16 protein-coding genes are annotated in these 22,070 nt (G+C 71.0%); 13 read left to right on the top strand and 3 right to left on the bottom strand.

The annotated features are described in order from the left end of the window. The first annotated feature begins 123 nt into the window (after nt 1-123). Nucleotides 124-1,194, top strand: a complete 1,071-nt coding sequence (locus D7147_RS10245; RefSeq protein ID WP_120676096.1) for a LacI family DNA-binding transcriptional regulator — start codon at nt 124-126, stop codon at nt 1,192-1,194. A 308-nt stretch (nt 1,195-1,502) separates the two neighbouring features. After that, nucleotides 1,503-2,492 (top strand): LacI family DNA-binding transcriptional regulator, encoded by a 990-nt coding sequence (locus tag D7147_RS10240; protein ID WP_120676094.1) that lies wholly within the window; start codon nt 1,503-1,505, stop codon nt 2,490-2,492. Nucleotides 2,493-2,516: 24 nt separating this feature from the next. Here the strand turns inward: D7147_RS10240 and D7147_RS10235 are convergent, their stop codons facing one another. After that, a complete protein-coding gene (locus tag D7147_RS10235; RefSeq protein WP_120676092.1) occupies nt 2,517-3,707 on the bottom strand; it encodes a cytochrome P450 family protein in 1,191 nt (396 codons plus the stop codon). Nucleotides 3,708-4,321: 614 nt separating this feature from the next. Between D7147_RS10235 and D7147_RS10230 the strand changes: the two genes are divergently transcribed. The 9 genes from D7147_RS10230 (at nt 4,322) to D7147_RS10190 (ending at nt 17,873) form a co-directional block, all read left to right on the top strand. Beyond that, nucleotides 4,322-7,417, top strand: a complete 3,096-nt coding sequence (locus D7147_RS10230; protein WP_120676090.1) for a beta-L-arabinofuranosidase domain-containing protein — start codon at nt 4,322-4,324, stop codon at nt 7,415-7,417. 346 nt (nt 7,418-7,763) lie between these two features. Beyond that, entirely contained in the window at nt 7,764-9,461 is a 1,698-nt protein-coding gene (araB, locus tag D7147_RS10225; RefSeq protein ID WP_120676088.1) for a ribulokinase, read from the top strand. Continuing rightward, a complete protein-coding gene (locus D7147_RS10220; protein ID WP_120676086.1) occupies nt 9,458-10,156 on the top strand; it encodes an L-ribulose-5-phosphate 4-epimerase in 699 nt (232 codons plus the stop codon). Before araB ends, D7147_RS10220 begins: the two co-directional genes overlap by 4 nt. A gap of 148 nt (nt 10,157-10,304) precedes the next feature. Beyond that, the gene (locus D7147_RS10215; RefSeq protein WP_120676084.1) at nt 10,305-11,315 is read left to right on the top strand and encodes an ABC transporter substrate-binding protein; all 1,011 of its coding nucleotides are present in this window, start codon (nt 10,305-10,307) and stop codon (nt 11,313-11,315) included. A gap of 184 nt (nt 11,316-11,499) precedes the next feature. Then, nucleotides 11,500-13,047 (top strand): sugar ABC transporter ATP-binding protein, encoded by a 1,548-nt coding sequence (locus D7147_RS10210; RefSeq protein WP_120676082.1) that lies wholly within the window; start codon nt 11,500-11,502, stop codon nt 13,045-13,047. A gap of 72 nt (nt 13,048-13,119) precedes the next feature. Further along, nucleotides 13,120-14,193, top strand: a complete 1,074-nt coding sequence (locus tag D7147_RS10205; RefSeq protein ID WP_120676080.1) for an ABC transporter permease — start codon at nt 13,120-13,122, stop codon at nt 14,191-14,193. Next, nucleotides 14,190-15,200, top strand: a complete 1,011-nt coding sequence (gene yjfF, locus D7147_RS10200; protein ID WP_120676078.1) for a galactofuranose ABC transporter, permease protein YjfF — start codon at nt 14,190-14,192, stop codon at nt 15,198-15,200. Before D7147_RS10205 ends, yjfF begins: the two co-directional genes overlap by 4 nt. 16 nt (nt 15,201-15,216) lie before the next feature. Next, entirely contained in the window at nt 15,217-16,722 is a 1,506-nt protein-coding gene (araA, locus tag D7147_RS10195; protein ID WP_120676076.1) for an L-arabinose isomerase, read from the top strand. A 125-nt stretch (nt 16,723-16,847) separates the two neighbouring features. Continuing rightward, the gene (locus D7147_RS10190; RefSeq protein ID WP_233563063.1) at nt 16,848-17,873 is read left to right on the top strand and encodes a LacI family DNA-binding transcriptional regulator; all 1,026 of its coding nucleotides are present in this window, start codon (nt 16,848-16,850) and stop codon (nt 17,871-17,873) included. 162 nt (nt 17,874-18,035) lie between these two features. On the opposite strand, the gene D7147_RS10185 is transcribed toward D7147_RS10190, so the two are convergent. Further along, complete coding sequence (locus tag D7147_RS10185) at nt 18,036-18,755, bottom strand: VOC family protein (protein WP_120676072.1); 720 nt, start codon at nt 18,753-18,755, stop codon at nt 18,036-18,038. A 180-nt stretch (nt 18,756-18,935) separates the two neighbouring features. After that, nucleotides 18,936-19,499, bottom strand: coding sequence for a GNAT family N-acetyltransferase (locus D7147_RS10180; RefSeq protein WP_120676070.1), 564 nt, complete (start codon nt 19,497-19,499; stop codon nt 18,936-18,938). A gap of 183 nt (nt 19,500-19,682) precedes the next feature. Between D7147_RS10180 and D7147_RS10175 the strand changes: the two genes are divergently transcribed. Both D7147_RS10175 and D7147_RS10170 read left to right on the top strand, forming a co-directional pair. Beyond that, nucleotides 19,683-20,393, top strand: coding sequence for a siderophore-interacting protein (locus D7147_RS10175; RefSeq protein WP_120676068.1), 711 nt, complete (start codon nt 19,683-19,685; stop codon nt 20,391-20,393). Between the two features lie 88 nt (nt 20,394-20,481). Then, nucleotides 20,482-22,056: an MFS transporter gene (locus tag D7147_RS10170; RefSeq protein ID WP_120676066.1), complete on the top strand. Its 1,575-nt coding sequence runs from the start codon at nt 20,482-20,484 to the stop codon at nt 22,054-22,056. Nucleotides 22,057-22,070 lie beyond the last annotated feature (14 nt).

Here is a 22,070-nt window from a genome sequence, read left to right as displayed (position 1 = left end):
CCCTGCGGCACGAAAACCTTTTCGACCAGTGGCCTGTCGGGTAGCAACCAAGCCACCTGGAAGGCGTACTGTGGATCGTTAAGCTCCGGGTTAGTTCCGAAACAGCACGTCGAAAGGGTTTCGATGGCAAGGCATCGCACGCAGGCGGTGACGTTGAGCGACGTCGCGCGTCGAGCCGGCGTCTCCGTCGCCACCGCCTCGAAGGCGCTCAACGACCGCGGTGAGGTCGCGCCGGCGACGCGGGAACGCGTGCTCAGGGCGGCGAGCGAGCTGTCCTTCCAGCCGAACGCCCTCGCCCGGGGGCTGATCTCCGGCCGCACCCGCACCATCGGCCTGCTCACCGACGAGCTCGGGGGGCGCTTCTCCATGCCGATCCTGCTGGGCGCGGAGAACGCCCTCGGCAACGAGCAGATGTCGGTGCTGCTCTGCGACGCTCGCGGCGACGCCATCCGCCGCCAGCACTACATCCGTACGCTGCTCGCCCGCCGGGTGGACGGGTTCATCCTGGTGGGCGACAGCAACGACGTCCGGCCGTCGCTGACCCGCGACATCCCGGTTCCCGTCGTCTACGTCTACGGCGAGTCCACCGACCCGGACGACGTCTCCCTGCTGGCCGACGACGAGGGTGGCGCCCGACTCGCCGCCGAGCACCTCGTCGCGCTGGGTAGACGCCGGATCGCGCACGTCACCGGGCCGCACAGCTACCGGGCCGCCCGCGACCGGGTGACCGGACTGCGCGCCGTCCTGGCCGAGCACGGGCTGCCGCTGGCCGGACGGGAGCCGTTGTACGGCGAGTGGTCACAACGATGGGGCCGACACGCCGCCCACCTGCTGCTCACCGCCGACCCCGACATCGACGCCGTCTTCTGCGGCAACGACCAGATCGCGACAGGTGTCGCGCAGACCCTGCTCGATCTCGGCCGTCGCATTCCCGAGGACGTCGCCATCGTCGGCTACGACAACTGGGAGGACTTCGCCACCGACTCCCGGCCGCCGCTGACCACCGTCGACGTCAACCTGGAGCAGCTCGGGGCGAGCGCGGTCATGCACCTCTTCTCCGCGCTCGACGGCACGCCGTCGCGTGGCGTCCTCCGGCAGGCCTGTCGCCTGGTCGTCCGCGAGTCCACCGGCCCCGCGGCACCGCCGGTCCAACGACGGCCGCCGAAGACGGACGCACACCGGGCTCAGCCATGACGCCGCCGGTCCAACGACGCCCGCCGAAGACGGACGCACACCGGGCTCAGCCAAGACGCCGCCGGTCCAACGACGCCCGCCGGCGGGGGACTCACCCGGGGCGCAGTCGTGAGACGGTCGGCGGCGTCGCGGCGCGTCACGGCCCCGGCCCGACTCGCCGTCGCTACTGGGCGGCACGCCGACGAGGCGCCCACCACGCAGCGTTAGAGTGATCGGTGTCATCGAGCAGAAGGTGGGACCAGGTGCCACGGGGAGGCTCACCGAGTCAGGCGGGGACCAGCAGTGTGGGTCGGCCCCGCGCCACTGTCATGCGGGACGTCGCGCGGCTCGCCGGGGTGTCGCACCAGACCGTCTCCCGGGTGCTGAACAACCATCCGAACGTCCGGCAGGAGACCAGGGACCGCGTCGTCCAGGCCATGGAGGCGCTCAACTACCGGCGTAACCTGGCCGCGCGCACGCTGGTCACCCGACGCTCCGGGGCGCTCGGCATCGTCGGCTTCGAGAGCACCCTGTTCGGTCCGGCGTCGATGCTCTACGCGATCGAGGACGCCGCCCGCGCCGCCGGATACTTCGTCAGCGTGGCCACGGTGCGCAGCCTGGACCGGCAGTCGGTGCTCGACGCCGTCGACCGGCTGGCCCAGCAGTCGGTGGAGGGCATCATCGCGATCGCGCCGAAGCAGGCCGTCACCCACGCGCTCGTGCAGGTGTCGCCGGTGCTGGCGTGCGTCGGTGTGGGCGGTGGCGCGGACGACGACGGCGTGCCCACGGTCCGGGTCGACAATCGGGTCGGCGCGGCGTTGGCCACCCGCCACCTGCTGGACCTCGGCCACGCCACGGTGCATCACGTCGCCGGTCCGGTCGACTGGCCGGAGGCGGTGGAGCGGCTCGACGGTTGGCGCGACACCCTCTACGCCGCGGGCGCGGTCGTGCCACCGGTGCGGCCGCAGGAGTGGAGCGCCCGATCGGGGTACGAACAGGGCCGGCAGCTCGCCGCCGATCCGAGCGTGACCGCGATCTTCTGCGCCAACGACCAGATCGCGTTGGGTGTGCTGCGGGCGCTGCACGAGGCGGGGCGGCGGGTGCCCGAGGACGTCAGCGTGGTCGGCTTCGACGGCATGCCCGACTCGGAGTACTTCCTGCCGCCGCTGACCACCGTCCGTCAGGACTTCGCCGAGCTGGGCCGCCGGAGCATCAACATGCTGCTGCGCAAGATCGACTCGACCGGTCAGCTGCCGGAGCACATGCTGCTCGCACCCGAGTTGGTCCGGCGGGACAGCTCCGGACGGCCCCGAGGCTGACCGGGCCGCGCCCGCCCGTACGGCTCAGACCAGCAGCGGCAGTTCGTTGCGGTGCAGGCGGAACGCGTCGACGTCGCGGGGATCCACGGCGAGTCGCAGGTCGGGCAGCCGCTGGGCGATCCGCTCGAACATGATCCGGCTCTCCAGCCGCGCCAGGTGGGCGCCGAGGCAGAAGTGGATGCCGTACCCGAACGCGATGTGTTTGCGGACGTCCGGCCGGTGGATGTCGAACTCGTGCGGGCGTTCGAAGACCGCCGGGTCGCGGTTGGCGCCCCACAGCGAGAGTCCCACCCGGTCGAAGGCCGGTATCACTCCCCCGCCCAGTTCGACGTCGCGGAAGGCGAAGCGGGGCGGCACGATCTCGACCGGCCCCCGGAACCTGAGGGTCTCCTCGACCACCAGCTCCGCCAGCGCCGGGTCGTCTCGCAGGGCCTGCCACTGTGGCGGGTGGGTGAGCAGGAGCCGGATGCCGTTCACGATCAGGTCGACGGTCGTCTCCTGCCCGGCGATGAGCAGGAGCTGGACGAGGGCCACGAGCTCGTCCCGGTCGAGGCGGTCCGCCTGCTCCTCGATCGCCACCAGCTCGGAGATCAGGTCGTCGGTCGGGTCGGCGCGTCGCCGCGCCGCGAGTTCGTCGAGGTAGGCGGCGAACTCGACGGTGGCCCTCGGACCGTCGGGGCTGGCCGAGACGATCGCGGCGGACCAGGCGCGGAACTGCCACCGGTCCGGCTCCGGGACGCCGACCAGCTCGGCGATGACGTTCACCGGCACCGGGTCCGCGAGGTCCGCCACCCCGTCGATCCGGCCGCGCCGCAGCGCGTCCTCGACGAGCCGATCGGCCAGGGTGTTGATCCAGGGCTCCAGCCGCGTCACCGCGCGTGCCGTGAAGCCGGCGCTGACCAGCCCTCGTAGCCGGGTGTGGTCCGGCGGGTCCAGGCTGATCAGCTGTCGGGCCTCGATCGTGGCCACCTCGTCGGCCTGGTGCCGGTCGGGTTGGTGCGCGACGGGGCAGTGCCGGTGCACCTCGTGCCCGATCGCCGGGTGGCGCAGGCCCGCCAGCACGTCCGCGTGTCCGGCCACGACCCAGAGGCGGTTGCCGGCCGGGTCGATCTGGAGGATCGGGCGTCCGGCGTCGCGTACCCGGTCGTAGAAGCGGTGCGGGTCTCGGCGGACCTCCGGATCCCACAGCTGCGACACGTCGAAACCGGCGGCCACGCTGCCTCCTCGATCCGAGCATCCATCCGGTGTTCGCGGCCGCGCCGCCCGCGCGGGCGTCGCGCCCTGCCGGTCGGCCGGAGCGGTGTGGACACCACCTTCGGGCCGCCCGCATCCGGCCAGTTGAGCGTTAACATAGATACGTTTCTGGACCGTGTCAAACATCGAACTTACTTGCGTTCAGGGATTGACGGTCGCGTAAGTGAACGTTCACACTCCCTGGCAACGGTGGTCTCGTCTGCGGCAGCGCGCCGCCGCGGACGAGGCCACCCGCGACGCCGGCTTCCACGGATCTCGCCAACGCCCCGGATGGAGGAGCCCCGATGGGCTGACGGTGCACCAGAGAACTCAACCGACGGGCGGCCGCTGGTCGCCCGCAACAGACGCGCAGCGGGGTGTCCGCTACCGGCCACGGACCTCGTGCCGATCCCGCCGCTCGCGCCGGTGTCACTGCGGGCGATCGCCGTGGCGCTGACCGAAACCGATTCGTTCCCCGGCCGGCGGCCGCCGGCACGAACGCGCGCAGAGATTAACCGGTTCCGCAGATCCAGACACCGCGCAGATCGCTGCCCAGACGGTCTGCCCAGCCACCGAACGCGGAAGGACGATCCTCAGTGGCCCAACCCGACAAGCTCTCCGTCAATCGACGTCAGCTACTCCAGGCATCGGCGGTCGGCGCGGCCGCGGTGGCCGGCGTCAGCGCGGTCCCGACGGCGGCCGCCGCGGCACCGGAGACCGCACCGGCGGCCGGCGCGGAGGTACTCCGCCCGGCCGCGCCCGACCCCGGCCCCGGCGGCACCGCCCCGGTCCGGCCCTTCCAGCTGCGCGACGTGAAGCTGGGCAACGGCCTGCTCCAGGAGAAGCGCGACCGCACGAAGAACTACCTCCGGCAGTACGACGAGCGGCGCTTCCTGGTGCTCTTCAACAACCAGGCCGGCCGCCCGAACCCCGCGGGCGTCGCGGTGCCCGGCGGCTGGGAGGACGGCGGGCTGCTCAGCGGCCACTGGGCCGGGCACTTCATGACCGGCCTGGCGCAGGCGTACGCCGACCAGGGCGAGCCGATCTTCAAGACCAAGCTCGACTGGATGGTCGACGAGATCGCCGCCTGCCAGGACGCCATCACGGCCCGGATGGGCAGCGGCGGCGGCCCGGGCGGCGGCGATCCCGAGGAGCCGCAGATCGGCCGTACGCCGGGCAAGTTCGGCAGCGGGCTCCGGCTGAACGGACCCAGCGCGGCGCAGCACGTGACCCTCCCCCAGGAGGCGATCAGCCAGCTCAGCGACTTCACGATCGCCACCTGGGTGAACCTCGCGTCCGCCCAGAACTGGAGCCGGGTCTGGGACTTCGGCCAGAACACCACGGTCAACATGTTCCTGACCGCCCGCGCGGGCGTCACCGGCAACGTGCCGCGGTTCGCCATCACGACGAGCGGCTCCGGCGGAGAGCAGCAGATCAACGGCGACGTGGCGTTGCCGACGAACGAGTGGGTGCACCTGGCCGTCACGCTGACGCAGAACACCGGCACGCTCTACGTGAACGGCCGGGCGGCCGGCACGAACTCGAACATGACCCTCAACCCGTCCCACCTCGGCAACCCCGGCAACAGGTGGATCGGTCGGTCCCAGTACGGCGACGCGTTCCTGGACGCGACCATCGACGAGTTCCACATCTTCGACCGGGCGCTGAGCCAGCCGGAGGTGCAGTCCCTGCTGGACTCGGCGGCGGGCAGCACCGGCGGCGGCACGATCGCCTGGTACCGCTTCGACGAGGAGGGCGGCTCCACCCTCAAGGACGCCTCCCCCAACGGCCGGGACGCGGGTGTCGTGGCGAACCAGAGCGAGACCGAGCTGTGGATCCCGACCCACCCCGGCTACGTGGGCGCCATCCCGGAGGACGCGGTGCTCCGCCTCGGCCCGCCCAGGTGGGCGGTCTACGGCGGCAACAAGGACACCAACACCTGGGCCCCCTGGTACACGCAGCACAAGATCATGCGTGGCCTGCTCGACGCCTACTACCACACGGACAACCAGAAGGCGCTCGACGTGGTGGTGAAGATGGCCAACTGGGCCCATCTCGCGCTGACCGTCGGGGACAAGAACCACCCCGACTACACCGGCCCCATCACCAGGGACAACCTGAACTACATGTGGGACCTCTACATCGCCGGCGAGTCCGGCGGTGCGAACGAGATCTTCCCCGAGGTCTACGCGCTCACCGGGGAGGCGAAGCACCTGGAGACCGCCAAGTGCTTCGACAACCGCGAGTCGCTCTTCGACGCCTGCGTGCAGAACCGCGACATCCTCGTGGTGACGCCGGAGACCCGGCCCGGCCGGCGTCGTCCGGACCGGCTGCACGCCAACACCCACGTCCCGCAGTTCATCGGGTACATGCGGGTCTTCGAGCACACCGGTGACCGGGAGTACTTCCAGGCGGCGAAGAACTTCTTCGGGATGGTCGTGCCGCACCGCATGTTCGCCCACGGCGGCACGGGCGGCAACTACCCCGGTTCGAACAACAACATCGAGATGTTCCAGAACCGGGGCAACATCGCGAACGCGATGGCGCAGGGCGGCGCGGAGACCTGCACCACGTACAACCTCATCAAGCTCGCCCGGAACCTGTTCCTGCACGAGCACGACCCCGCGTACATGGACTACTACGAGCGTGGTCTGCTCAACATGATCACCGGCTCCCGCGCCGACAGCACGAGCGTCAGCAACCCGCAGGTCACCTACTTCCAGCCGCTGACGCCGGGCGCGAACCGCAGCTACGGCAACACCGGAACCTGCTGCGGCGGCACCGGCCTGGAGAACCACACCAAGTACCAGGAGACGATCTACTTCAAGTCCGACGACGGTAAGACGCTCTGGGTCAACCTCTACGCGGCCTCGACGCTGACCTGGGCGGAGAAGGGCTTCACCGTCGTCCAGGAGACGAACTACCCGCGGGAGGATCGCACCCGCCTGACCGTGAACGGCAGCGGTCGGCTCGACATCAAGCTGCGGGTACCGGGCTGGGTGGAGAAGGGCTTCTTCGTCTCGATCAACGGCAAGGCGCAGAAGGTCGACGCCAAGCCCGGACGTTACCTGACGTTGAGCCGTACCTGGCGGCGCGGCGACACGATCGACATCCGGATGCCGTTCAGCATCCGGATCGAGCGGGCGATCGACCGTCCCGACACCCAGTCGATCTTCTGGGGGCCGGTCCTGCTCCAGATCCTCGGCAACCCCGGGAACGGGGCCTACCGCGAGCTCTCCCTCTACAGCCAGCTCAAGCGGGACGGCGACTACGGGCGCTCGGCCATCACGCACGCGAGCACCACGGCGGCGGGAGACCCGCTCTTCACCACTCACGATCTCACCCTGCGTCCGTACTACATCAGCGACACCCAACCGGTCTCGTCGTACTTCCGTCGGGTCGAGCCGACGATCGTCTTCGGGGACGTCGACACGGAGGTGCCGAACCGCAAGCGCAACGAGGGCCTGCCCAACTACAACGTGCCCGTGGAGGGGATCACCTCGCCCGGCACCGACGGCCCGACCTTCCTCGACCTGGTGTGGGACCGGGCGCCCTTCGCCAACCACGGTCACTTCGTGACGACCGTGACGCTCCTCGCCGAGTCGTTCCGCCGGGCGGGCGTCTTCACTCCGGTGGAGCTGGCTCGGGTGGTCTCGGGCGCGGCCCGGGCGAGCCGGGAGCTCGAACCGTAGGCCGGAGCAGGTGTAGCTGACGGCACGACGGCTCCACGCGCGGGCGGCGGTCCGGTCGACGACCGGGCCGCCGTCGCGCGCCCCGTGGCCACTGTCGCGCCGCCCCGGCTCGGGGCGGCGCGGCTGTGAGCGCTAACAGGAGTTACCCCCGGGAGTGCGGCGACCGGAGCTGGGCCGACTCGGCCGCGGGCGCGGGGCCGTCCGCACCGCGAGCGTGCCCATGCGACAGGTCATCGTGGTCGGTCACGGGTGTGGGCCAGACCGTTACCCGCATGTTTCCGGCGAGGCCTTGACGGATGTTTATGTGAGCGCTAACACTATGGCCAGGATGCGAGCGGAGGATGTCATGAACGTTTCGGCGGAGCCGGACGACCGGTTCGTCATCGGCGTCGACTTCGGAACGTTGTCCGGGCGGGCCCTGGTGGTACGCGTCCGTGACGGCGCCGAGTTGGGCACTGCGGTGCACGCCTACCGCAGCGGGGTGATGGACTCGGCGCTGGCCGCCGACGGGCAACCGCTGCCGGCCGACTGGGGACTGCAGGACCCGGACGACTACCGCGAGGTGCTGCGGCAGGCCGTGCCCGCGGCGCTCGCGGCCAGCGGCGTCGACGCCGAGCAGGTCGTCGGCATCGGAATCGACTTCACCGCCTGCACCGTGCTGCCCACCCGGGCCGACGGCACCCCGCTGTGCGAGCTGCCCGACCTGCGCACCCGCCCGCACGCCTACGTCAAGCTCTGGAAGCACCACGCCGCCCAGCAGCAGGCCGACCGGATCAACGCCCTCGCGCACGAACGGGGCGAACCGTGGATCGGTCGCTACGGCGGCAAGATCTCCGCCGAGTGGCAGTACGCGAAGGCCCTGCAGCTGCTCGAGGAGGATCCCGAGATCTACACCCGCGCGGAGCGGTGGATCGAGGCCGCCGACTGGATCGTCTGGCAGCTGTGCGGCGCCGAGACCCGCAACGTGTGCACGGCCGGCTACAAGGGCATCCGTCAGGACGGGCAGTATCCGTCCCGGGACTACCTCGCCGCGCTGAACCCGGACTTCGCCGGCTTCGTCGAGAAGATCGACGGTCCGCTGGTCGCGCTCGGCGAGCGGGCCGGCGGGCTGACCGCGGAGGCCGCGGCGTGGACCGGGTTGCCGGCCGGCATCGCCGTGGCGGTCGGCAATGTGGACGCCCACGTCACCGCCGCGGCCGCGCAGGCGCTCGAGCCCGGCCGGCTGGTCGCCATCATGGGCACCTCCACCTGTCACGTGGTCAACGGCACCGAACTGGCCGAGGTGGCCGGCATGTGCGGTGTGGTCGACGGCGGCATCAGCGCGGGCCAATGGGGCTACGAGGCCGGCCAGAGCGGGGTGGGCGACATCTTCGGCTGGTACGTCGAGCACGCCGCCCCCGACGGCTACGCCTCCCACGAGACGCTGACCGAGCAGGCCGCCGAGCAACCCGTGGGCGCACACGGGCTGGTGGCGCTGGACTGGTGGAACGGCAACCGGTCGCTGCTGGTCAACCACGACCTGAGCGGGGTGATCGTGGGACTCACCCTGGCCACCCGCCCACCGGACATCTACCGGGCGCTGCTGGAGTCCACCGCGTACGGCACCCGCATGATCATCGAGGCGTTCGCCGACGCGGGTGTGCCGGTGGACGAGCTGGTCGTCGCGGGCGGACTGACCGGCAACCGGCTGCTGATGCAGATCTACGCCGACGTCACCAACCGGCCGCTGAGCATCATCGGCTCGGCGCAGGGGCCCGCGTTGGGTTCGGCGATCCACGCCGCGGTCGCCGCCGGAGTCCACGCCGACGTGCCGACGGCCGCCGCCGCGATGGGCCGGGTCACCCGCGACGCGTACCTGCCGGACCCGGAGCGGGTGCGCGCCTACGACGCGCTGTACGCCGAGTACCGGCGGCTGCACGACCACTTCGGCAGGGGCGGCGACGACGTGCTACTGCGCCTGCGCTCCATCCGTAACGCCGCCCGGTCGGCGGCCGTACCCGCGCCGGCCGGCGAAGTGGCGCTCCCCCTGGAGGTGATGGCATGAGCGAGCAGCTCAGCCGGGACGATGCGGTGGCGCGGCTGCGCGAGACGGTCGCCGCCCTGCACGCCGAGCTGGTCCGAAACAACCTCGTCGCCTGGACCTCCGGCAACGTGTCGGCGCGGGTACCGGGTCACGACCTGATGGTGATCAAACCGAGTGGGGTGTCGTACGACGACCTCCGGCCCGACAACATGGTCGTCTGCGACCTCGACGGGACGGTGGTGGAGGGCGACCTGTCGCCGTCGAGCGACACCGACGCGCACGCCTACGTCTACCGGGCGATGCCCGACGTCGGCGGGGTCGTGCACACCCACAGCGGCTACGCGACGGCCTGGGCCGCCTGCGGCGAGTCGATCCCCTGCTATCTCACCGCGCAGGCCGACGAGTTCGGCGGTGAGATCCCGGTCGGACCGTTCGCCCTCATCGGCGGCGACGACATCGGCAAGGGCATCGTGGCGACCCTCTCCGGGCACCGCTCGCCGGCGGTGCTGATGCGCAACCACGGCGTCTTCACCATCGGCCCGAACGCGAAGGCCGCGGTGAAGGCGGCGGTGATGTGCGAGGACGTCGCCCGCACCGCCCACCTGGCGCGGACGCTCGGCGAGCCGCTGCCGATCGCCGCCGAGGCCGTCGACTCGCTGTACGCGCGCTACCAGAACGTCTACGGGCAGCCCACCGTCCCGTCGCCCCGCCGGTAGCGCCACCGGTACCCCGGCCGGCTCGCTCCCCCAGGCGTCGGCTGGTCGAACGCACCTCTGTGCCGTACCACGATCGCCTGCCCGGCGGCGCGCCGCCGGGCAGGCACCGCAAGGAAGGCCCATCTCACCCCCAACAAGGAGTCCGCACATGCGAATCACGGGCAACACCCTCACCCGCCGCGGCTTCGGCGCCATCCTGGCCGCCGGGCTGCTCGCGACCGGGCTGACCGCGTGCGCCAACAGCGACACCGGTGACAACGCCGGTGGCACGGCCGGCGACGACAAGATCGTCCTCGGGTTCTCGCAGGTCGGCGCGGAGAGCGGCTGGCGTACCGCGAACACCACCTCCGTCAAGGAGGCCGCGACCGAGGCTGGGATCGAGCTGAAGTTCGACGACGCCCAGCAGAAGCAGGAGAACCAGATCCGGGCGATCCGCAACTTCATCCAGCAGAAGGTCGACGTGATCGCCTTCTCGCCGGTGGTGGAGTCGGGCTGGGACACCGTGCTCAAGGAGGCCAAGGACGCGCAGATCCCGGTCATCCTGACCGACCGGGCCGTCGACTCGGCCGACAAGACGCTCTACAAGACCTTCCTCGGCTCGGACTTCGTTAAGGAAGGTCGGCTCTCCGCGGAGTGGCTGATCGAGGAGACGAAGTCCGCGACCGGTCCGGTGAACATCGTGGAGCTGCAGGGCACCACCGGCTCGGCGCCGGCCAACGACCGGAAGAAGGGCTTCGCGGAGGCGATCGCCGCCAACCCCAACCTGAAGATCATCGCCTCGCAGAGCGGCGACTTCACCCGGGCCGGCGGCAAGGCCGTCATGGAGCAGTTCCTCAAGGCCAACCCGAAGATCGACGTGCTCTTCGCGCACAACGACGACATGGGCCTGGGCGCGCTCGAAGCGATCACCGCCGCCGGCAAGGTGCCCGGCAAGGACATCAAGATCATCACGATCGACGCGGTCAAGGACGGCATGCAGGCGCTGGCCGACGGCAAGTTCAACTTCATCGCGGAGTGCAGCCCGCTGCTCGGCCCGCAGCTGATGGACCTCGCCAAGAAGGTGCACGCCGGCGAGGAGGTCCCCGCGCGCATCGAGACCGAGGAGACCACCTTCACCCAGCAGACGGCCAAGGAGGCCCTGCCCACCCGTAAGTACTGACGGGCCGGAGCCCTCGGGCAGTGTCGTGCCTCGCGGCGAGCGGTCGCCCGACGCGAGGGAGCGGGCCGGCGGTGTCGACAGCACCGCCGGCCCGGCCACTCCTCCTCCCCGCACCCCCGCTGCGGGAGCGCCGCGCGGCCCCGACGGCCGCGCACCCGACGACAATCACGAAAGGTCTGGTGGGATGTCGGATCCGAATCCGGTCCTGACGATGACCGCGATCAGCAAGTTCTTCCCCGGGGTGCGGGCTCTCGACGGCGTCGACCTGCGCCTCTTCCCCGGCGAGGTGCACGCCCTGATGGGCGAGAACGGCGCCGGCAAGTCCACCCTGATCAAGGTGCTGACCGGTGTGTACGGCCACGATGCCGGCAGCATCACCCTCGACGGCGAGCCGGTCGCCTTCTCCGGCCCGATGCAGGCCACCGAGGCCGGCGTGAGCACCGTCTACCAGGAGGTGAACCTCTGCCCGAACCTGTCGGTGGCGGAGAACATCTTCATCGGGCGTCAGCCACGGCGGCTCGGCGCGGTGCGCTGGCGCGACATGCGCCGCCGCGCGTCGGCGGTGCTCGCCCGCCTCAACCTGGACCTCGACGTCGGCGAACTGCTCGGAAGTCAGTCGCTCGCCGTGCAGCAGATGGTGGCGATCGCCCGGGCCGTCGACGTGCAGGCCCGCGTGCTGATCCTCGACGAGCCCACCTCCAGCCTGGACGCCGACGAGGTCAAGCAGCTGATGCGCATCATGCGCCAGCTGCGAGACGAGGGCATCGCCATCGTCTTCGTCACGCACTTCCTCGACCAGGTCTACGAAATCGCCGACCGGATCACGGTGCTGCGCAACGGGCGTCTCGTCGGCGAGTACCCGACCGCGGAGCTGCCCCAGCTCGCCCTCGTCGAGAAGATGATCGGCAAGGAGCTCGACGCGTTGGAGCGCCTCGACGAGGCGGCCGGGCGGGACCTGGCCGCCGTCGAGGCGGGCACCCCCGTGGTCGAGGCGACCGACCTCGGCAAGTCCGGGTCGGTCGAGCCGTTCAGCCTGACCATCCACCGCGGCGAGGTGGTCGGGATGGCCGGGCTGCTCGGCTCGGGACGTACCGAGGCCGCCCGCCTCTTCTTCGGCGCCGACCGCGCCGACCGCGGTCAGCTGGCGGTGGACGGACGCCCCGTCACCATCCGGGGTCCGGTCGCGGCCATCGAGCACGACATCGCGTTCTGCTCGGAGAACCGACGTACCGAGGGCCTGGTCGGTGAGCTGTCGGTGCGGGAGAACATCATCCTGGCGCTGCAGGCCGCTCGCGGCTGGCTGCGGCCGGTGCCTCGCCGGCGGCAGGACGAGCTGGTCCGGCGCTACATCGACGCGCTCAGCATCCGCCCGAACGATCCGGAGATGCCGGTACGCAACCTCTCCGGGGGCAACCAGCAGAAGGTCGTGCTCGCCCGATGGCTGATCACGGAGCCGCGCCTGCTGATCCTCGACGAGCCGACGCGGGGCATCGACGTCGGCGCGAAGGCGGAGATCCAACGCCTGGTGGTGCAGCTCTCCGACGGCGGGATGGCGGTGCTGTTCATCTCCGCCGAGCTAGACGAGGTGCTGCGGCTCAGTCACAAGGTCGCCGTGATGCGGGACCGACAGCTGGTCACCGAGCTCGCCAACGACGACGACCTCGACGCCGATCGCGTCATGCGCGTCATCGCCGGCGGAGCGGAGCAGAAGGACGGGACGAGGCATGAGTGAACGCAGCGCACGCGCGGTGGCGCCGGCCGCGTCGACACCGCCGGACGGCATGGCGCGCAAGGAGGTACGAGCATGAGCAGCTGGCGAACGCGCCTGCCCGCCGTCACCGGCCACCGGCTCTTCTGGCCGGTCGTGGTTCTCATCCTGCTGCTGGCGGCGAACGCGATCTACCGGCCGAGCTTCCTGGCCGTCGAGATGAAGAACGGACACCTCTACGGCAGCCTCGTCGACATCGTGCGGCTCAGCGCGCCGCTCATCCTGGTCGCGCTGGGCATGACACTCGTGATCGCCACCGGCGGGATCGACCTCTCCGTCGGCTCCGTCGTCGCCGTCAGCGGCGCGGTGGCCTGCCTGCACATCAGCCAGCAGCCGGACCAGAACAGCCTCGGCAGCGTGCTGGTCGCGCTGGCCATGGCCTTCGGCGTATCCCTGCTCCTCGGCCTCTGGAACGGCACACTCGTCGCCGTGATCGGCATCCAACCGATCATCGCCACGCTGATCCTGATGGTGGCGGGGCGGGGCCTGGCGCAGCTGATCACCTCGGGGCAGATCATCACCATCAACAGCGACCCGTACCGGATGATCGGGGTCGGGCACGTGCTGACCCTGCCGTTCGCGATCGTCCTCGCCCTGGCGGTGACGTTGCTCGTGGCCGTGCTGACCCGCCGCACCGCCCTCGGGATGATCGTCGAGGCGGTCGGCGGGAACGCGGAGGCCAGCCGGCTGGCGGGGATCCGCGCACGGCGGATCAAGCTCCTCGCCTACGTGGTGAGTGCCGCGTGCGCCGCGGTGGCGGGTTTCATGATGACCGCGAACGTGTCCAGCGCCGACGGCAACGCGGCTGGCCTCTGGGTCGAGCTCGACGCGATCCTCGCCGTCGTCATCGGCGGCACCTCGCTGGCCGGCGGCCGGTTCTACCTCGGCGGCACGGTCGTCGGCGCGCTGCTCATCCAGACCCTCACCACCTCCGTCTACGCCATGAACATCGACCCGCAGACCGCCCTGCTGTTCAAGGCGATGGTGGTGATCGCGGTCTGCCTCGTCCAGGCACCCGCCTTCCGCGCCAAGTTCCGGCGCCGGCGGGCCATGACAGCGGGGCCGGCGGCCCCGACCGGCGAGCAGCGGAAGGAGCAGGTGGCGGCATGAGCACCAGCCAACTGGCCGAACGACTGAACCGGACGACCCGGTGGCGGCTGCCACGCCGGCAGCTGCCGGTACTGGTCAGCCTCGCCCTGCTGCTGGTCATGTACGGCATCGGCGTCTCGCAGTACCAGGCCTTCTCCAACATCCAGGTCGTCTTCAACGTCTTCATCGACAACGGGTTCCTGCTCGTCGTCGCGGTCGGCATGACCTTCGTGATCCTGACCGGCGGCATCGACCTGTCGGTCGGCTCGGTGGTGGCGATGACCGCGATGGTGTCGGCCGCGCTGCTGCGCGACGGCCTGCCGCCCGCGCTCGTCCTGCTGATCGCGCTGCTGATCGGACCGACGCTCGGCTTCGTGATGGGCTGCATCATCCACTTCTTCGAGATCCAGCCCTTCATCGTCACGCTGGCCGGGATGTTCTTCGCCCGCGGCCTCTGCACCTGGATCAGCTCGTCGTCGATCCCGATCACCGACGGGTTCTGGACCAGCGCGGCCCAGGAACGCATTCGGATCGGCGACAACTTCCTGACCGTCGGCGTTCTGATCACGGTCGTGGTGGTCGCGGTGGCCGCGTACACGCTGGCGTACACCCGGTTGGGCCGCAACGTGTACGCGATCGGCGGCAACCCGCAGTCGGCGCTGCTGATGGGCCTGCCGGTGGGTCGTACCCGGATCGCCGTCTACACCATCAGCGGCCTCTGCTCGGCCATCGGCGGCATCCTGCTGTCGTTCTACACCCTCTCCGGCGCTCCGCTGATCGCCGTCGGCATGGAGCTGGACGCGATCGCCGCCGTGGTCATCGGCGGCACCCTGCTCACCGGCGGCGCCGGCTACGTCCTGGGCACCATGCTCGGTGTGCTGGTACTCGGCGTGATCCAGACGCTGATCACCTTCGACGGCACCCTGAACTCCTGGTGGACCAAGATCGTGATCGGCGGGTTGCTGTTCGCGTTCATCGTGCTCCAACGGCTCCTCGGCTTCCGCAAGAAGTCGTTCTCCACTCGCTGATCGGAAGGCAAACCGCATGACTCGCCCATCACCGGCCCCCGAGGTCTGGTTCCTCACCGGCAGCCAGGGGCTCTACGGCCCGGAGACGCTGCAGCAGGTGGCCGCCCAGTCCCAGCAGATCGCCGCGCAGCTCGACGCCGACCCGGCCATCCCGGCCCGGGTGGTCTGGAAGCCCGTACTGACCTCCAGCGCGGAGATCCTGGCCGTCTGCCGCGACGCGGCCGTCCAGGGCGCCGTCGGGGTGATCGCCTGGATGCACACCTTCTCGCCGGCGAAGATGTGGATCTCCGGTCTGGACGCCCTGCGCACGCCCCTGCTGCACCTGCACACCCAGGCGAACGTGGCGCTGCCCTGGTCCGAGATCGACATGGACTTCATGAACCTGAACCAGGCCGCCCACGGCGACCGTGAGTTCGGGTTCGTGCAGACCCGGCTCGGGGTCGCCCGCAAGACGGTCGCCGGGCACGTCAGCAACCCGCAGGTCGTCTCGCGGATCGCGGCGTGGACCCGGGCCGCCGTCGGGTACACCGCCATGCGGTCGCTGCGGCTGGCCCGCTTCGGCGACAACATGCGCGACGTGGCGGTCACGGAGGGCGACAAGGTCGAGGCGGAGCTGCGCTTCGGGGTCTCGGTCAACACGTACGGGGTGAACGACCTGGTCGCCGCCGTCGACGCGGTCGCCGACGCCCGGATCGACGAGCTGGTGAAGGAGTACGAGGACAGCTACCGTCTCGACGCCGTACTGCGGCCCGGCGGCGACCGGCACGACTCGCTCCGCTACGCGGCCCGCATCGAGGCCGGAATGCGGCAGTTCCTCACCGACGGCGGCTTCGGGGCCTTCACCACGAACTTCGAGGACCTCGGCGGGCTGCGTCAGTTGCCCGGCATCGCGGTGCAGCGGCTGATGGCCGACGGCTACGGGTTCGGCGGCGAGGGTGACTGGAAGACCTCGGTGCTCGTGCACACGCTCAAGGCCATGTCCGCGGGCGCGGCAGCCGGCACCTCGTTCATGGAGGACTACACCTACGACCTCACCCCCGGGCAGGAGGTCGTGCTCGGCGCGCACATGCTCGAGGTCTGCCCGAGCATCGCCGCCGGCACGCCGAACGTGGAGATCCACCCGCTGGGCATCGGCGGACGCGAGGACCCGGTGCGGCTGGTCTTCGACGCCCAGCCGGGTCCGGGTGTCGTGCTGGGGCTGGCCGACATGGGCGACCGGTTCCGACTGGTCGCCAACGAGATCGACGTCGTGGCCCCCACGCAGCCGCTGCCGAAGCTGCCGGTCGCCCGTGCGGTGTGGCGGCCCCGTCCGGATCTCGCCACCTCGGCGGAGGCGTGGCTCACCGCCGGCGCGCCGCACCACACGGTCCTCTCCCAGGCCGTCGGTACCGAGGAGCTGCACGACCTCGCTGAGATGACCGGCACCGAACTCCTCGTCATCGACGCGGGGACGACCCCTCGACAGCTGGCGAACGAGATCCGCTGGAACCAGGCCTACTACCGGCTGGCCAAGGGTTTCTGAGCGGATCCGCTGCCGTCGATCGACAGTCGGTGCGCCCCCGTCACGGGGGCGCACCGGCGGTTCCGCCCCTGGCAGGAGGCCGATTCCGTCGACGGGGGCGGGGCTACGATGACCATGAGGGGGACATGACGATGCAACACCAGCCGGCCGCTCGTGCCGCGGTCATGAGCGATGTCGCACGGCTCGCCGGCGTCTCGCACCAGACCGTGTCCCGGGTCCTGAACAACCACCCGAGCGTCCGTCAGGAGACCCGCGAGCGGGTGCTGCGCGCCGTGCACCAGCTCAACTACCGGCCCAACGCGCTCGCCCGGGGGCTGGCGGCCCGGCGGTCGAAGGTCATCGGCGTGATCAGCTTCGACACCATCCTCTACGGTCCTGCCGCCACCCTGCTCGGCATCGAGCGCGCCGCCCGCGCGGCCGGCTACGGGATCAACATCGTCACCCTGGAACGGTTGGACCGCTCCGGCGTGGCCGCCGCGATCGACGCCCTCAGCGAGCAGTCGGTGGCCGGGGTGGTACTCATCGCTCCGATGGTCAGCGCCGCCGTGGCCGTGCACGGCCTGCCCACCGGCGTACCGGCCGTGCTGGTCGAGCCGGGCGTCGACGGCGAGCTTCCGAGCGTCTCGGTCGATCAGGTGGCCGGCGCCCGCCTGGCCGTCGAGCACCTCCTCGCCCTCGGGCACGAGACGGTCGTGCACATCGCCGGTCCCCGGGACTGGCTGGAGGCCCGCGACCGCCTGGAGGGGTGGCGGTTGGCCCTGGAGACCGCCGGACGACGGGTTCCCCCGGTCATCACCGGCGACTGGAGCCCGCGGGCGGGCTATGAGATCGGCCAGTCGCTCGCCGAGCGACGGGACGTCAGCGCGGTCTTCTGCGCCAACGACCACCAGGCGCTCGGCCTGCTCCGCGCCCTGCACCAGCGCAGGGTACGGGTGCCGGAGGACGTCAGCGTGGTCGGCTTCGACGACATCCCCGAGGCCGAGTACTTCACCCCACCCCTGACCACCGTGCGTCAGGACTTCGACGAGGTGGGGCGCAGGTGCGTGGCCGCGCTGCTGGACCTGCTGAACGGCTCGGTGGGGGACGCACGCCCGTCCCCCGTGGAGCCGACCCTCGTGGTCCGCGCCAGCAGCGGCGGCCGGCCTTCCTGAGCGGTCAGCTCACCTCGCCGAGTCGGGGGCGGACGCCCCCGGCCCGGAAGGCACGCCGCACCTCCCAGTCCCCATGCCGGGGCTGGCCGGTCCGGTCCTCCGGGCGCTGCCGCACGGCAGTGCGCGGATCTGCCGAGCTGAGGGAGGCGTTCGTACGGTGAGTCACCTTAGTGCTGCGGCGAGTTCGGCGGCGTTGTCGAACGCGGATGCCGCCCTTTCGGATTCGTCTTCCGTGAGCGTGACGGAGTGGGCGCGGGCCAGCATCTCGGCCGCCGTCTTCGGATCGTGCAGCACCATCGCCAGTTCGGCGCGGTAGACCAGGATCTCCACCTGCTCGACCGGGTCGTCGTCGGCTTGTGGGCGGGCCAACGCGCTGTCGAGGATCCGAACGGCCTGTCCGACGCTTCCCCTGGAATCGGCCTGCACGACCGCGTTCGCCACGGCCTTGGCCAGCCGCCCGGCAGGCGTGGCGGCCGGCATGGGCGCGGTGGCGGCGTCCCGGAAGACGCGGATCCAGTTGCCGCCCGGGTCGATGACGCTGAATCCGCCCAACCCGTCGGCGTTCTTCCGCGCCCTGGGCCGGGTCATCCGCGGCGTTCCGGACACCAGCACCTTGCCGTACGCGGCGCGCATGCCGGCTGCGAAGGCCCGATGTAGTCCCTCGATGTCCGCGGTGATTACGAGACAGGAGCCATACGACTGCTCCGGGTCGAATCCGGCGATCTCGAAGAATTGCAGATACAGGTCTTCCCGCTGCACCGCCACACACGCGTTGGGCTTGCGTTGCTTGTACGTGGTGCGGAAACCGAGAACTCCGTAGAAGGTTTCGATGTCGTCGATGGATGCGCACGGCAGCAGGGGAACGGTCACCTCGTTGGTCATGCCTCCTTTCTAAGGATCGCGGGGTGTCCGTCGCACATGGAAATAGCCGATCATCACCTTCGGCCATCCGATCGGCTGATGACTCAGAAAGCAACGCTGCCCGGCCGAGCCATCTGCGGTGCAGCGGTGACCGCGCGGACGTGGTGCACGACCGGCGGGGTGTGCACCACGTCCCGTGCGTCATCCGGCATGCGCGCGTTGCGTCGCCTCGAAGCGAGCGCGGTCGAGGAAGGCGAGCTGGGCGCGCTTCTCCGGCAGGTCGATCTCGGGGCCGAGGACGAACCCTTCGATCTCCAGCCGGTGCAGGGCCCGGTGGTTGCGTACGTCGGGTTCGACGACGATCCGCCGGGCGGTCGGATCCGCGAACAGGAACCGGGCGAGGGCGGGACCGATCGCGGTGGTGAGGCCCCGCAGGTAGCGCCGGGCGGGGCTGAGCAGCAGGTGCATCCCGATGTCGCCGGGCTGGACGTCGTACCGCTCGCCGACCGGGTCCGCGTCGGGTTGGTAGGTCTGGAACAGCCCGACCGGCTCATCGTCGATCGTGATCAGGTACGCGTGATGGGTCGGCAGGCCGTCGATGAACTCGTAGATCTCGCGTACCTGCTCGACGCTGTGCGTGCCCATTCCCCAGAACGAGTTGCGGGGTCGGCTGACCCAGGCGTGCAGCAGGTCCGCGTGCGCGTGCGGGTTCACGGTCACGAGCGACAGCTCGCCGAGGTCGGGGATCTTCTCCTGGTAGGTCATGGTGCCCTGTCCTTGGGTGAGGTGAGGTGGATCGGCTGAGCGGGCGGTCGACGCCGGCTCGGGTGGTCCGCGAGGGCGAGACCCGGGTCGTCGTCGCGGGTGCCGAGGTGTGGGCCGGCGTTCCGTCCGGCGCGGCATTAGGTTAGCCTGACCTAACTAAGGCTGACCTTAACTGGAGGGCGCGTGAAACGTAACTGGGAAGCTGTGGTGCTCCGGGCCATGGGCGGCCGGGACTTTCGGCTTACCGTGCGCGCCACCGAGTCCGTCCACGGGCACTACCAGCGACTGATCGTCGACGACGGTGGGCTGCTGGAGACCTGCGGCGTGCACCCCACCATGTGGATCCGCCTCTGGTTCGACGACGGCGGCCGCGCGCACCAGCGCGCGTACACACTGGTCGACCCGGACCCCACGACCGGCCGGTTCGGTCTCGAGTTCGCGCTGCACGACGGCTGCGCCGCCCGGTGGGCGACCACCGCGAAGATCGGCGACACCATCGACGCGACCGTGCAGGGCAGCGCCTTCGAACTCCCGGACCCCGCGCCGGAGCATCTCTACCTGGTCGGGGATGCCGCCTCCCTGCCGGCGGTGAACAGCCTGCTCGACACGGCCGCCGACATCCCGGCGACGATCTGGCTGGAGTACGCCCACGAGGGCGAGCAGGCGCTCACGCCTCGGGCCCGTCCGCACCACGACGTGACCTGGGTGCCGCGCCGGGACGGCGGTCAGCACCTGGTGGAGACCGTCTGCGCCGCGCTCTCCGGCAGCGACACCGCCCACTACTGGGTGGCCTGCGAGGCGGCCAGCACCCGCAGCATCAGCCGGCACATCCGGCGCACCCTCGGCGTCGACCGACGGCAACTCACCTCGCTCGGCTACTGGAGAGCCACGTGACGGAGGCCCCCGACGCCCGCCGCGCCCACCACCGGCCCGGACGAGCGCGACACGTGCACGGACCGGCCGGTGCCGCGACGGCCGCCGCGTGAGCGTTGCCCGAACCGCCGGCCCGGAACCGGTCACGCGGCCGGCCGGCCGCTGGCTGGTCCTCGCCGTGCTCTGTCTCGCCCAACTCGTCGTGGTGCTGGACAACACCGTGCTGACCGTGGCGGTGCCGGTCCTCACCGCCGAACTGCGGGCGAGCACCGCCGACATTCAGTGGATCATCAACGCGTACGCCCTGGTCCTCTCCGGGCTGCTGCTCACCGCCGGCAGCGCCGCCGACCGGTACGGACGCCGGCGAATGCTGCTCGCCGGGCTCCTCCTGTTCGGGCTCGGCTCACTCGCCGCCGGGCTCGCCCGCAGCAGCGAGCAGCTGATCGCGGCCCGGGCCGGGATGGGTATCGGCGGCGCCCTGCTGGTCACCGCCACCCTCGCCGTGGCGATGCAGGTCTTCGACGCGGCCGAACGGCCCCGCGCGATCGGCATCTGGGCGGCCACCAGCGCATTGGGCTTCGCCGCCGGACCGCCGATCGGCGGGGCCGTCCTGGCCCACCTGCCGTGGAACGCCATCTTCCTGATGAACCTGCCGGTCGTGCTGGTCTGCCTGGTCGCCGCGCGGGCCCTCGTACCCGCGTCCCGCGACCGGGCCGGCGGACGCCCCGACCTGGTCGGGGCGTCGCTCTCGATCGCCGGGCTCACCGCGGTCGTCTGGTCGATCATCGCCGGACCCGAGCGGGGCTGGGCCTCGACCGAGGTGGTCGGTGCGGCCGTCGGCGGAGTGCTCCTGCTCGGGGTCTTCGTCGGCTGGGAACGCCGGGGCAGCGCACCCATGCTGGACATGCACTTCTTCCGGGACCAGCGCTTCGTCGGCGCGGTCTGCGGCGTCGTGCTCATCACCTTCGGCGCGACCGGCGCGCTCTTCCTGCTCACCCAGCACCTGCAGTTCGTCCGCGGCTACCCCGCCTGGGAGGCGGGTCTGCGGATGGCGCCGTTCGCACTCTCCATCGTGGTGCTCAACGTCAGTGGTGTCGCCACGGCGTGGATCCGCCGGCTCGGCCGTCCGGCCGCCATCGCGCTCGGCATGGCGCTGCTCGCGGGCGGCCTCGCCCTCGTCACCCACGGCCCGCCCGACGGCTACGGGACGCTGCTCTGCGGTCTGCTCGTGATGGGCACGGGTTGCGCCGTGGCGAACCCGGCGATCGTAGAGGCGGTGATGAGCGCCATCCCGGCGGAGAAGGCCGGCGCCGGCGCCGGCGTCGACGGCACCATGACGGAGGTCGGCAGCAGCCTCGGCATCGCCGTGCTCGGCGCCGTGCTCAACGCACGGTTCACCGCCTTGCTGCCGGCCGCGCTGGCCGGCGCCGGCTCGTTCCCGGCCGCCCTCGCCGCCGCCGACGGGCCGCACCGGGAGACCGTCGTCGCCGCCTTCGGCGCCGCGCTGAAGACCGGCCAGAGCGTGGGGGCCGTCGCCGTCCTGGTGGGCGGCCTGGTCGCCGCGGGGCTGCTGCACCGCGCCGAACGCCGGCACTCCCCGCCGGACGGCCGAGAGCACCGGCCGGAGCGCGAGACCGGTGCGGCCCTCGACGCGCGGCCCCGCACAGCCGGGCCGGCGCGCTAGGCGAAGACGTTCTC

Source organism: Micromonospora musae, from assembly GCF_003626545.1.
Classification (GTDB): Bacteria; Actinomycetota; Actinomycetes; order Mycobacteriales; family Micromonosporaceae; genus Micromonospora; species Micromonospora musae.
Note: the sequence above shows the minus strand (reverse complement) of the source record. Positions and strands in the feature narration are given on the sequence as shown.

Coding starts and splice junctions, on each gene's coding strand:
- D7147_RS10210 (WP_120676082.1), top strand. CDS start 11,500: ATGTCGGATCCGAATCCGGTCCTGACGATGACCGCGATCAGCAAGTTC.
- D7147_RS10240 (WP_120676094.1), top strand. CDS start 1,503: ATGCGGGACGTCGCGCGGCTCGCCGGGGTGTCGCACCAGACCGTCTCC.
- D7147_RS10180 (WP_120676070.1), bottom strand. CDS start 19,499: ATGACCTACCAGGAGAAGATCCCCGACCTCGGCGAGCTGTCGCTCGTG.
- D7147_RS10185 (WP_120676072.1), bottom strand. CDS start 18,755: ATGACCAACGAGGTGACCGTTCCCCTGCTGCCGTGCGCATCCATCGAC.
- D7147_RS10220 (WP_120676086.1), top strand. CDS start 9,458: ATGAGCGAGCAGCTCAGCCGGGACGATGCGGTGGCGCGGCTGCGCGAG.
- araA (WP_120676076.1), top strand. CDS start 15,217: ATGACTCGCCCATCACCGGCCCCCGAGGTCTGGTTCCTCACCGGCAGC.
- yjfF (WP_120676078.1), top strand. CDS start 14,190: ATGAGCACCAGCCAACTGGCCGAACGACTGAACCGGACGACCCGGTGG.
- D7147_RS10205 (WP_120676080.1), top strand. CDS start 13,120: ATGAGCAGCTGGCGAACGCGCCTGCCCGCCGTCACCGGCCACCGGCTC.
- D7147_RS10190 (WP_233563063.1), top strand. CDS start 16,848: ATGACGATGCAACACCAGCCGGCCGCTCGTGCCGCGGTCATGAGCGAT.
- D7147_RS10215 (WP_120676084.1), top strand. CDS start 10,305: ATGCGAATCACGGGCAACACCCTCACCCGCCGCGGCTTCGGCGCCATC.
- araB (WP_120676088.1), top strand. CDS start 7,764: ATGAACGTTTCGGCGGAGCCGGACGACCGGTTCGTCATCGGCGTCGAC.
- D7147_RS10245 (WP_120676096.1), top strand. CDS start 124: ATGGCAAGGCATCGCACGCAGGCGGTGACGTTGAGCGACGTCGCGCGT.